This window comes from Paracoccus alkanivorans, from assembly GCF_003697785.1.
In the GTDB taxonomy this organism is placed as follows: domain Bacteria; phylum Pseudomonadota; class Alphaproteobacteria; order Rhodobacterales; family Rhodobacteraceae; genus Paracoccus; species Paracoccus alkanivorans.
In genome coordinates this window covers 209,515-221,296 of the sequence record NZ_QOKZ01000002.1, presented here as the reverse complement: position 1 = coordinate 221,296, position 11,782 = coordinate 209,515, and the positions used below count along the sequence as shown (strand labels likewise).

At 64.0% G+C, this 11,782-nt stretch carries 11 protein-coding genes; 3 read left to right on the top strand and 8 right to left on the bottom strand.

Annotation, left to right across the window (positions count from 1 at the left end):
* Nucleotides 1-51 precede the first annotated feature (51 nt).
* The gene (gene guaA / locus C9E81_RS05765) at nt 52-1,611 is read right to left on the bottom strand and encodes a glutamine-hydrolyzing GMP synthase (protein WP_122111367.1); all 1,560 of its coding nucleotides are present in this window, start codon (nt 1,609-1,611) and stop codon (nt 52-54) included.
* Nucleotides 1,612-1,741: 130 nt separating this feature from the next.
* Between guaA and C9E81_RS05760 the strand changes: the two genes are divergently transcribed.
* Nucleotides 1,742-2,278 carry a CAP domain-containing protein gene (locus C9E81_RS05760; protein ID WP_122111366.1) on the top strand — a complete coding sequence of 179 codons (537 nt, stop codon included), beginning with the start codon at nt 1,742-1,744 and terminating at the stop codon, nt 2,276-2,278.
* Nucleotides 2,279-2,568: 290 nt separating this feature from the next.
* On the opposite strand, the gene C9E81_RS05755 is transcribed toward C9E81_RS05760, so the two are convergent.
* The 7 genes from C9E81_RS05755 to proS all read right to left on the bottom strand — a co-directional run bounded on the left by C9E81_RS05755 (nt 2,569) and on the right by proS (nt 9,701).
* Entirely contained in the window at nt 2,569-3,906 is a 1,338-nt protein-coding gene (locus C9E81_RS05755) for a branched-chain amino acid ABC transporter permease (RefSeq protein WP_122111365.1), read from the bottom strand.
* 14 nt (nt 3,907-3,920) lie between these two features.
* Entirely contained in the window at nt 3,921-4,928 is a 1,008-nt protein-coding gene (locus tag C9E81_RS05750; protein ID WP_122111364.1) for a branched-chain amino acid ABC transporter permease, read from the bottom strand.
* 3 nt (nt 4,929-4,931) lie between these two features.
* Complete coding sequence (locus C9E81_RS05745; protein ID WP_122111363.1) at nt 4,932-5,645, bottom strand: ABC transporter ATP-binding protein; 714 nt, start codon at nt 5,643-5,645, stop codon at nt 4,932-4,934.
* The gene (locus C9E81_RS05740) at nt 5,642-6,430 is read right to left on the bottom strand and encodes an ABC transporter ATP-binding protein (protein WP_122111362.1); all 789 of its coding nucleotides are present in this window, start codon (nt 6,428-6,430) and stop codon (nt 5,642-5,644) included. Before C9E81_RS05740 ends, C9E81_RS05745 begins: the two co-directional genes overlap by 4 nt.
* Nucleotides 6,431-6,547: 117 nt before the next feature.
* On the bottom strand, nt 6,548-7,732 hold the full coding sequence (locus C9E81_RS05735; RefSeq protein ID WP_122111812.1) for an ABC transporter substrate-binding protein: 1,185 nt from the start codon (nt 7,730-7,732) through the stop codon (nt 6,548-6,550).
* A 116-nt stretch (nt 7,733-7,848) separates the two neighbouring features.
* A complete protein-coding gene (locus C9E81_RS05730) occupies nt 7,849-8,340 on the bottom strand; it encodes a DUF2937 family protein (RefSeq protein WP_122111361.1) in 492 nt (163 codons plus the stop codon).
* Nucleotides 8,337-9,701 carry a proline--tRNA ligase gene (proS, locus tag C9E81_RS05725; RefSeq protein WP_122111360.1) on the bottom strand — a complete coding sequence of 455 codons (1,365 nt, stop codon included), beginning with the start codon at nt 9,699-9,701 and terminating at the stop codon, nt 8,337-8,339. The genes C9E81_RS05730 and proS overlap by 4 nt, the downstream gene beginning before the upstream one ends.
* 158 nt (nt 9,702-9,859) lie before the next feature.
* On the opposite strand from proS, the gene C9E81_RS05720 reads away from it, so the two are divergent.
* Both C9E81_RS05720 and C9E81_RS05715 read left to right on the top strand, forming a co-directional pair.
* The gene (locus tag C9E81_RS05720; RefSeq protein ID WP_122111359.1) at nt 9,860-11,059 is read left to right on the top strand and encodes an AI-2E family transporter; all 1,200 of its coding nucleotides are present in this window, start codon (nt 9,860-9,862) and stop codon (nt 11,057-11,059) included.
* Nucleotides 11,060-11,068: 9 nt separating this feature from the next.
* Nucleotides 11,069-11,758 (top strand): P-loop NTPase family protein, encoded by a 690-nt coding sequence (locus tag C9E81_RS05715; RefSeq protein WP_122111358.1) that lies wholly within the window; start codon nt 11,069-11,071, stop codon nt 11,756-11,758.
* Nucleotides 11,759-11,782: the final 24 nt, after the last annotated feature.

Sequence of the window (11,782 nt, the reverse complement as noted above, 5' to 3'; positions counted from 1 at the left end):
CGCATGCCCGCGATACCGGTCAGGTGCGCGGATGTCGATGGATTGGCGGGATCACTCCCACTCGATCGTGCCCGGGGGTTTCGAAGTGATGTCATAGGTGCAGCGGTTGATGCCCTTAACCTCGTTGATGATCCGCGTTGCGGTCTCGCCCAGGAACTCGTGGCTGAACGGATAGTAATCCGCCGTCATCCCGTCAACCGAGGTCACCGCGCGCAACGCGCAGGCATAATCATAGGTCCGCCCGTCCCCCATCACGCCGACCGTGCGCACCGGCAGGATCGCGACGAAGGCCTGCCAGATCTCGTCATAGAGGCCGTGCTTGCGGATCTGGTCGATGAAGACCGCGTCGGCCTTGCGCAGGATCTCCAGCTTGTCGCGGGTGATCTCTCCGGGGCAGCGGATGGCGAGGCCAGGGCCGGGGAAGGGGTGGCGGCCGATGAAGCTTTCGGACAGCCCCAACTCGCGGCCAAGGGCGCGGACCTCGTCCTTGAACAGTTCCCGCAAGGGCTCGACCAGTTTCAGCCCCATCTTCTCGGGCAGCCCGCCGACATTGTGATGCGACTTGATCGTGACCGAAGGACCGCCGCTGAAGGACACGCTTTCGATCACGTCCGGGTAAAGCGTGCCTTGCGCGAGGAATTCCGCCCCCTCGATCTCATTCGCGTATTTCTGGAACACGTCGATGAACAGCTTGCCGATGGTCTTGCGCTTGACCTCGGGATCCGAGACGCCTTCCAGCGCGCCCAGGAACAGCTCGCTCTCATCGGCATGGATCAGCGGGATATTGTAATTGTCGCGGAACATCGCGACGACTTCCTCGGCCTCGTTCAGCCTGAGCAGCCCGTGATCGACGAAAACGCAGGTCAGTTGATCGCCGATCGCCTCGTGGATCAGCACCGCCGCGACCGAGCTGTCCACGCCGCCCGACAGGCCGCAGATCACCTTGCGGTCGCCGACCTGTTCGCGGATCTTCGCAATGGCCTCGTCGCGATAGCTGGCCATCGTCCAGTCGCCGGTAAAGCCCGCCATGCGCACGAAGTTTTCCAGCATCCTGCGGCCATGCGGCGTGTGATGCACCTCGGGATGGAACTGCACTGCGTAAAAACGCCGCGCCTCGTCGGCGATCATCGCCATGGGCGCATTGGGCGAGGTGCCGATGATCTCGAAGCCCGGAGCCAGTTCCGTCACCCGGTCGCCATGGCTCATCCAGACTTCTTCGCGGCCGGTTTCGAACAGCCCGGCAAAGATGCCGTCACCCCTGTGCCCCTGCGCGGGAGAGATGAATGCGCGGCCATATTCGGCGTGATGCCCGGCTTCGACACGGCCGCCGAGCTGCTCCATCATCACCTGCTGGCCATAGCAGATGCCAAAGACCGGCACGCCCATCTCGAACAGCGATTGCGGGACGCGGGGGCTGCCTGCCTCGGTGACGCTGGCCGGGCTGCCCGACAGGATCACTGCCTGCGGAGCCATCTCGCGCAGCGTGTCGGCTGTCACGCTGTTGAAGGGACGGATTTCGGAATAGATGTTCAATTCACGCAGCCGGCGGGCGATCAATTGCGTCACCTGCGAGCCGAAATCGATGATGAGAAGGCGCTGATGCTGGGTCATGAATGCGCTTTAAGCGCGGATCATCAATGGTGCAAGTGGTCCGCTGCGCCTTTCCCCTCGGTGGAACCGGGCCGGTCCGTGATACGTTGGAAAACAAAAGCCGAAACAAGTCCCTGCGTTGAGGTGCGTCATGAATCTTCGTCCCGTTTTCACTTTCGCCCTGTGTCTGACCGCACTGACGGCCTGTCAGCCGAGGGGTGGTTTCCTGCCTTCGGGCGCGGATGATTCCCCGGTTGCGCAGGCCGGACAGGAGATCCCGGGTGCGATGTGCTCCGGCGATCCGGCACTGGGTCAGCGGATGATCGAAGCAGTCAACGCGGCGCGGGGGCGCGAAGGCAAGACACTGCTCGAATCGGACGAGACGCTGACATCGATCGCCCAGTCCCATGCTTGCGATATCGCGGCGACCGGGCGGGCCTCGGTGGCGGGATCGGACGGCTCTAACGTGGTGGAGCGGGCGCGGGCGGCGGGTTACCGGGCCTGCGGCGTGGCGCAGCTCGTCTCGGCCGGCGGCTCGCCCGAGGCGACTGTCGGAAGCTGGATGCTTTCGAATCCGCACCGGACACAGCTTCTGACACAGCTTACCGAACAGATCGGCGTCGGTGCCACGCGGGGAAGCGACGGCCGCATCTGGTGGAGCGTCGTTCTGGGCGAGGATTGCCGTTAAAGCATTTTCAGCAAAAGTGGATACCGTTTCGGCAGAAAAACAGTCCTCCGGACTGTTTTCGATCCTGCCTCAATGCGTCCGGAAATGGGTAAAAACAAAAACCTGCATCGTTTGGGTGTTTCAACGAAAAACCGAAACGATGTAAAGCGTCTCAGGCTGAAACCTTACGAAACAGGTTCAGCCACCGGTGCCGCATCCAGTTGCCGGCATGCCGTTTGAACCGGCAGCCCGATAACCGGCAATCCCGAGGAACATGAAAAGGATGCGGCCACATCCAGGCCGCACCCGGCCTATTTCTCGGGCACCAGTCCGCGTGGCGCGAAGCGCAGGACCGCCAGCAGCACCAGCCCCATGGCGATAAAGCGCATATGGGCGGCGCTGCCCAGAAGATGCGCTTTCAGATCGCCGTCCGGCATGGGCGAGGTCAGCACGCCGATCAGTTGCGGCCCCCAGATCTCGGCCTTGATCCACAGGAACCAGATCAGCACCGCGCCCAGCACGGCGCCCCAGTTGTTGCCGGAACCCCCGACGATCACCATCACCCAGATCAGGAAGGTATAGCGCAGCGGGTTGTAACCGACCGGAGCCATCAGTCCGTCCAGCGTGATCATCATCGCGCCCGCGATGCCGATCACCGCCGAGCCGAGGATGAACACCTGCAAGTGCCGGGCCTTGACGTCCTTGCCCATCGCCTCTGCCGCCGTCTCGTTGTCACGGATGGCGCGCATCATCCGGCCCCAGGGCGATTTCAGCGCCAGTTCTGCCAGCAGGATGATCGACAGCAGCACGACAAGGAACAGCAGCATGTAGCAAAGCTTGACCCAGACACCCGAGCCCGCCGCGGCAGTGAAGCCCCAGCTTTGCGCGAATTCTACGAATTCGGGGTTGCGCTGCAGCTGGATCTCGAAAGGGACGGGGCGGGGGATGCTGGTGACGTTCTTGACGCCACGCGCCAGCCAATCCTCGTTCTTCAGCACCGCCACGATAATCTCGCCGATGCCGAGCGTGGCGATGGCCAGATAGTCGGAACGCAATCCCAACGCGACCTTGCCCACCGCCCAAGCGGCGGCGGCGGCAAAGACACCGCCCACGGCCCATGACAGCAGCACCGGCAGGCCCAGCCCTCCGATATTGCCGTGCCGCGCGGGGTTGTTTGCCTCGATTGCCGTAACGGCCGGATCGAAAAGCCAGCGATAAAGGACAAACCCTCCGATCAGCACCAGGGTCACGGCAAGGCTGCGCCATCTGGGCAGGCGCTTGCGGGCCTGCGCCGCCAGCGCCAGGGTGCCGATGGCCACTGCCAGCGCGATCAGCACGCGTGTTCCCCCGGCCTGCCAGGCGCCTTCGACCGGCTGCGTCGAGATCAGCACCGGGGCCAGACCGCCAAGGGCGAGAAAGCCCACCACGCCGACATTGAACAGCCCGGCATAGCCCCATTGCATGTTGACGCCGAGGGCGGTGATGGCCGAGATCAGCCCCATGTTCAGCATCGCCAGCGAGGTGTTCCAGCTTCCCGAGAACATCCCGTTCCTGACCGTCCCCTCAAGGACGAAAAGTGCCGCGAGGATGGCGAAGAGCACGGGCGCGCGCCAGATGCTGGCGCTTGCGGCTTGACGGTTCGTGGACATGCGCAGGCCCTCCCTTACACCGATTTGCCGCGGAACAGCCCGGTCGGGCGGAACAGCAGCACCACGATCAGAATGACGAAGCTGACGGCGAATTTATATTCCGTTCCCAGCAATTGCAGCAGCCCGCCGGGCTGCCAGTCGGGGAAGAGATAGCCGGCGATCTTCAGCCACGGATAGGTGATCGCAACCTCCGAGAAGGCGACCAGGAAGCCGCCCGCGATCGCGCCCACCGGGTTGCCGAGACCGCCGACGATCGCGGCGGCGAAGATCGGCAGCAGGATCTGGAAATAATTGAAGGGCTTGAAAGCCTTGTCCAGCCCGTAAAGAGTTCCGGCGATGGTCGCCAGCGCGGCGGCGATGATCCAGGTCATGCGGACGACCTTTTCGGGATCGATACCCGACAGCAGCGCCAGATCCTCGTTGTCGGAATAGGCGCGCATGGCCTTGCCCGACTTGGTGCGGTTGAGGAACCAGAACAGCGCCCAGACCACGATCACCGCGATGACGATCGTCAGTCCCTGCGTGGTCTTGAGGGCGAGTCCCTCCTGCAGCCCGGTCATTTCACGGAAATCACGCACATTGATGATGAAGCGTTCGCCATCAGCAAAGCGTTGCTCGTCCACGCCGATCAGCAGGCGGGTAAAGCCGTTCATCAGGAACATCACGCCGACCGAGGCCATCACCAGGATGATCGGCTTGGCCTTTTGCGCCCGGTAGAACCGGTAGACCGTGCGGTCGGTGGCAAGGACCATGGCGGCGGTTGCGGCAATGCCCACGGGCAGGGCGAGCAGGGCGGTCGGCAGTGGCCCCAAGGTGATGCCAAGCGCTTGCAGCCCCCATGTCGCAAGGATGGTGACGGCGGTGCCGAATGCCATCGTGTCGCCATGGGCAAAATTGGAAAAGCGCAGGATGCCATAGATCAGCGTCACGCCAAGCGCGCCAAGCGCAAGCTGTGCCCCGTAGGCGGCGGCGGGAATGACGACGAAATTCAGGATCGCGACGGCGGCGTTCAGGATATCCATCTCTCAGCCCCCCAGGAATGTGCGGCGGACCTCGGGATCGGCCAAGAGCGCCTGCCCGGTGTCGGTGTAACGGTTGGCGCCCTGCACGAGAACATAGCCGATATCGGCGATCTCCAGCGCCTGCCGCGCGTTCTGTTCGACCATCAGGATCGAGATGCCGGTGCGGGCGATCTCGATGATGCGGTCGAAAAGCTCGTCCATGACGATGGGGCTGACGCCCGCGGTCGGTTCGTCCAGCATCAGCAGCCGGGGCTGGGTCATCAGGGCGCGGCCCACGGCGACCTGCTGGCGCTGTCCGCCCGAGAGCTCCCCGGCGGGCTGGCGGCGCTTGTCCTTGAGCACGGGAAAGAGGTCGAAGACCTGCTCCATCGTGGTCCTGATGTTATCCTCGCGGATGAAGGCGCCCATTTCGAGGTTTTCCTCGACCGACATCGAGGGAAAGACATTGCTGACCTGCGGCACGAAGCCCATGCCCTTCCGGACCCGGTCCTGCGGGGACAAGGTGGTGATGTCCTGGCTGTCCAGTGTCACGCGTCCCTGGCGCAGGTGAAGCATGCCGAATACCGCCTTCATCGCGGTGGATTTTCCAGCGCCGTTCGGCCCCACGATCACCGCGATCTGGCCCTTGTTCACGGTCAGGGTGCAATTGTCCAGAATATCGGCCTTGCCATAGCCGCCGCGCATATCCGTCGCGGAAAGATAGGGGCTGTCACTCATGCCTCGGCCTCTGCTTTTATCTTGTTTTTCAGGCCGGTGCCCAGGTAAGCCTCGATTACGGCCTCGTTCTGCATGATCTCGTCGGCGGCGCCCTCGGCCAGCACCTGGCCCGCGGCCATGACGATCACCGGATCGCAAAGCTTGGCGATGAAATCCATGTCATGCTCGATCACGCAGAACGTATAGCCGCGCTCGCGGTTCAGCCGCACGATGGCGTCGCCGATGGTGCTCAGCAGCGTGCGGTTCACGCCGGCGCCAACCTCGTCGAGAAACACCACCTTGGCATCGACCATCATGGTGCGGCCCAGTTCCAGCAGCTTTTTCTGTCCGCCCGACAGGTTGCCCGCCTTTTCATGCGCCAGGTGACGGATGGTCAGGAACTCCAGGACCTCGTCGGCCTTCTTGCGCAGTTCTGCCTCCTCCCGTTCGATCCGGGCGCGTTGCAGCCATGTGCTCCAGATCGTTTCGCCGGTCTGCCCGCCCGGAACCATCATCAGGTTCTCCCGCACCGTCATCGAGGCGAATTCATGGGCAAGCTGGAAGGTGCGCAGGAGGCCGCGATGGAACAGTTCGTGCGGCGACAGGCCGGTGATATCCTGCCCGTCCATGAAGACGCGCCCGGATGTAGGGGGTAAAACCCCCGCGATAACATTGAATAACGTGGATTTTCCGGCGCCGTTCGGTCCTATCAACCCGGTGATCGAACCGGTTTCGATGGTCAGGCTGGCGCCATCGACGGCACGGAAGCCGCCAAAATGCCGGTGTAGGTCCTCGACCTTTATCATTTATACATCCCTGTCTTCACACGATCGGCGAAGTTAATCGTAAAACCGGTTGACCTCCGGTTAAAATCAAATGACCCGGCACTCGCGAAGAGTACCGGGCCCGCTTGTCAGGACGGCTCAGCGATAGCCGATGACCTCCATCGTACCGTCATTGAAGGCGACCTCGCGATAGACGCCCGCAGATTCGCCGGCACCGACCAGCTCGACCGAGGTGGCGCCGACATAGTCGATATCGCCGCCGCCATTGATGATCTCCAGCCCCTTGGCGAGCTCGCCCGGCAGGATTTTCTCGCCCGGCTCGTTGGCGATATCCATGATCTTGTCCTTGTAGGTGCCCGGATCGCTGGAACCCGCAGCGGCCATGGCCAACAGCATCAGCGCAGCGGCGTCATAGGATTCGGCCGAGAATGCGCCGGTGCCGTCGAAGCCCACCTCTTCGGCCATCGCGACATAGGTATCGCGGCCCTCGCCCTCGGCTGCGGGGTTCTGGCCGAAGCTGCCGTCGATCTCGGCACCGAAATTGTCGACCAGCGCCTGACCCACCATGCCGTCAGGGAACACGAATGTGTCGAAGGCGCCGGTATCCAGCGCGGCTCGCACCACGCCCGAGCCGCCCTGGTCGACATAGCCCGCCACGACCAGCGCATCGCCTCCGGCCGCGGCCAGTGCCGCCACCTCGGCCGAATAATCGGCCTTGCCATCCTCATGGGCGCTGTTGACGGTTACCGTGCCGCCCTTTTCCTCGAACGCGGCCTGGAAACTCTCGGCAAGACCCTTGCCGTAGTCGTTGTTGGTATAGGTCACGGCGACGTTCTGGATGCCCTTGTCCATGATGATGTCGGCCATCACCTCACCCTGACGCGCATCCGAGGGCGAGGTTCGGAAGAACAGCCCGTTATCCTCGATGGTGGACAGCGCCGGCGAGGTGGCCGAGGGCGAAACCATCACGATTCCGTTGGGCACGGCCACGTTTTCCAGCGAGGCGATGGCTTCGCCCGAGCACATGCCGCCGACAATGCCCTTGACCTTTTCGGCGGTAATCAGGCGCTCTACGGTGGCGGTCGCGGCAGCGGCGTCGGCGCAGGTCGAATCGCCCTGGACCAGCGTCACGGTCGAGCCGTCCAGCAGCAGGCCGGAATCGCTGACTTCCTTGACGGCCAGTTCGGCCCCGGCCTGCATTGCAGGCGCCATGGATTCGAGCGGCCCGGTAAAGCCGAGCGATGTGCCCAGCTTGATTTCCTCGGCACTGGTTACGCCCGCCGCAAGCGCAGTCGCAGCGGTTGCAAGAAGAAGTTTTTTCATCGATTTGTCTCCCGGTTGGAACAACATCCTGCACATCAGGTTAAAAGGGCCTCGTGCAAAAGGAAAGCGGCTTGTGGCAAGGAATTTCACGCTTCTGGCAAGAATGTCGTGATGTTTCAGCGCCAACCCAACGGGTCCTGGCGGCGGTGGAAAAACAAGCCCGGCAAGCCGGATATCAGCCAGCCCAGGACCAGGCCGATGGCGGCCGCGACGAAGCCCGATCCGGTGACCGGAAGCGCCGGGCGAAAATCGCCCCAGGTGGCGGCAAGGGTTTCCGGATCGCGCAGGCGGTGGGGCAGCAGAAGCCGTTCCAGCGGATCGGCGAGGCGCAGCATCTGCAGATCGGCCCGCGCGCGTTCAAGCCGGACAAAGACCTGCTGCATATCGGCCCGATGCGCCTCGCGGAACCCGCTGCCGGACAGATCGGCAAGCGCCTGTTCGCGCGTCAGCCCGACCTCGCGGGCGCTGTCGTCGAAATCCTCTGCCACCCGGGACAGGGCATCGACCTGTCCGCCGAGGCGCTGCAGATACTGGTCGGAGAATGCCGGAAACTGCGACAGGAGGGCGGCGCTGGCAAGTGCCGCCGACAGCCGCAGGAGCCGGATCATCTGTCGACTGCCGCCGGGTCGAGCACCGGCGCATAGATCGAGACCAGCCGGGCCACGGCATCCTTGGGCGACATCTCTTCGTTTTCGCCGGTGCGGCGATTGGTCAGTTCGACCATGTTGTTGGCCAGCCCCCGCGGACCCACCGTGATCCGCCAGGGCAGGCCGATCAGGTCCATCCTGGCGAATTTCGCGCCCGCCCGCTCGTCGCGGTCATCGTAAAGCGGATCCAGCCCGCGCGCCCGAAGCTCGGCATAGATCGCTTCGCAGGCGCTGTCGGTCGAACTGTCGCCCTGTTTCAGGTTCACGATCCCGGCATGGAACGGGGTCACGCCCTCGGGCCAGATGATGCCCTTGTCGTCATGGCTGGCCTCGATGATCGCGCCCAGAAGGCGGCTGACCCCGATGCCGTGGCTGCCCATGTGAACTGGCACCCGGCTGCCGTCCGGCATCGCGACCGTCGCCCCCATCGGCTCGGAATACTTGGTGCCGAAATAGAAGATCTGGCCGACCTCGATCCCACGCGCGACGCGGCGGCGGGACTCGGGGACCTGCTGGAACAGGGCGTCGTCATGGGTCTCGTCGGTGCGGGCATAGCGGCTGGTGAATTCCTCCAGCACGGCCTGGCATTCTTCCTTGCTGTCATAGTCGATCTGCCGGTCGCCAAAGGTCAGATCGGTGATCTCGCTGTCATAAAAGACCTCGGACTCGCCGGTTTCTGCCAGCACCAGGAATTCATGCGTGTAATCCCCGCCGATCGGCCCGCCATCGGCGCGCATCGGGATCGCCTGCAGGCCCATCCGCTCATAGGTGCGCAGATAGGTCACCAGGTGCCGGTTATAGGCATGCAGCGCGTCTTCCTTGGTCAGGTCGAAATTGTAACCGTCCTTCATCAGGAACTCGCGGCCCCGCATGACACCGAAACGCGGGCGGATCTCGTCGCGGAATTTCCACTGGATGTGATACAGCGTCAGCGGCAGGTCCTTGTAGCTGCTGATATTGCTGGACCGGAAGATGTCGGTGATCATCTCCTCGTTGGTGGGGCCATAGAGCAGATCCCGCTTGTGCCGGTCGCGGATGCGCAGCATTTCCTCGCCGTAATCGTCGTAACGGCCGCTTTCCCGCCACAGATCGGCCGGCTGCAGGGTCGGCATCAGCAGCGGGATATGCCCGGCGCGCTGCTGTTCTTCATGCACGATCTGCTCGATCCGGCGCAGCACCTTGTAGCCGAGCGGCAGCCAGGAATAGATCCCCGCTGCCTGCTGCCGGATCATGCCGGCGCGCAGCATCAGCCGGTGGCTGACGATCTGGGCTTCTTTGGGGTCCTCTTTCAGGACGGGCAGGAAATAGCGCGACAGACGCATGAGGTGGTCCTTTGGGTTCGGGTCGGGCGAGGGTTAGCGGATCGGAATGCGCTTGCCAAGAACTTGCCGCGAAGCCCGGCATGATCACGAAGCCATGGCTTGCAACCACCCGCCAAGACCGCCACATTCCCCCCGTATCATTCATGCGGAGAAACGCGATGAGCGTGCCGGTGCGGAAACAGGTGATGTGGTGGGGGATCGCGGCGCTGGTGCTGTTCGTGACCATGTGGTTGCTGGGGCAGGCGATCCTGCCGTTCCTGCTGGGGGCGGGCATCGCCTATATGCTGGATCCCATCGCCGACCGGCTGGAGCGGATGGGCCTGTCGCGGACCATGGCCGTGGTGGTGATCACCGCCGGAGCGGTGCTGATGCTTGCGGCCGTCATCCTGCTGATCGTGCCGATCCTGCTGCGCCAGGCGACGGCGCTGATCGAGACCGCGCCGGAGATGTTCGACCAGGCAAGGATTTTCGTCACCTCGCGTTTCCCCGAAATGGTCCCCGAAGGCGGCACGGTCGGTTCGGCCCTCAAGGATTTGCGGGAATCGATGGGCGAGCAACTGGGCAAGCTTGCGAGCACCCTGCTTGGATCGGTTCGCGGCGTGCTCGGGGTCGTCGCGCTGTTCGTGATCGTGCCGGTGGTCACCTTCTACCTGCTGCTGGACTGGGACCGGATGGTGGCGAAGATCGATGGGCTGCTGCCGCGCGAACATGCCGCCACGATCCGCCGCCTCGCCACCGAGGTCGATGGCGCCCTGTCGGGATTCGTGCGCGGGCAGGGGCTGGTGATCCTGATCCTCGGAACATGGTATTCGCTGGCGCTGGCATTTGTCGGGCTGCCATTCGGCTTTTTCATCGGGATCATGGCGGCGGTGCTGTCATTCATCCCCTATGTCGGCGTCCTGATCGGCGGCGCCACCGCCATCGGAGTCGCCCTGTTCAGCTTTTGGGGCGATCCGGTCTGGATCGGCGCGGTTGTGGTGATCTTTGCCATCGGACAGGTGGTGGAGGGCAACTACCTGCAGCCCAAGATCGTCGGCGGCCATGTCGGGCTGCATCCGGTCTGGCTGCTGCTGGCCCTGTCGGTCTTTGGCGCGCTGTTCGGCTTTGTCGGGCTGGTCCTGGCCGTGCCCCTGGCGGCGGCGGTGGGCGTGCTGGCGCGTTTCATGACCGAGCGCTACCTGGAAAGCCCGCTCTATACCGGCAAGTCGCCACCGCCCGAGCCGGCGCCGCCGCTGCTGGTCGAGCTGGCACCGCGCGGCACATTGGCCGCCGAACTGCACGAGGCCTATCTGCGCGAGGAGGAAGAGGACGAGCGGATCGCCGATGCGCAGGGCGGCATGGCGAACAGGCAGGGCTGAGATATCGTTTTGTCCCGCCAACTGACCCTCGATCTGACCACGCAGCCTGCCTATTCACGCGCGGATTTCCTGCCCGCCGCGGCGAACCGGGCGGCGCTGGCCATGCTGGATGCGCCGCAGGAATGGCCGCAGGGGCGGATGCTGCTGATCGGGCCGGAGGGCGCGGGCAAGTCGCATATGGCGGCTTTCTGGGCGGCCGGGAACGGTGCGCGCAAGGTTGCGGCGGCCGGGCTCAATCCCGACGCCGCCGATCACCTCGTTGCCGAGGGCGGGGCGCTGGTGGTCGAGGATGCCGATCACGCGGGCTTTGCCGCCGGGGCCGAGCAGGCGCTGTTTCATCTGTGGAACATGTGCGCCGCGCGTGACTGCCTGTTCCTGCTGACCGCCCGCAGCGCCCCACGCGATTGGGGGCTGGTGCTGCCCGATCTTCGCTCGCGCATGGACGCAATGGCACAGGTCAGGCTGGGACCGCCAGACGAGGCGCTGCTGGCCGCGGTGCTGGTCAAGCTGTTCGCTGACCGGCAGTTGACCGTTTCGGCCGGGCTGATCGACTGGCTGGTGCTGCGCATGGACCGGGACCTTGGGCTTGCACGGCGGCTCGTGGCCGCGATGGACCGGGCGGCGATGGCGCGCAAGGGGCCGGTTACCCGCAGGATCGCTGCCGATCTGCTGGACAAACTGACCTTGGCCGACGCATGATCCGCCACCGAATTTTCACTCGAT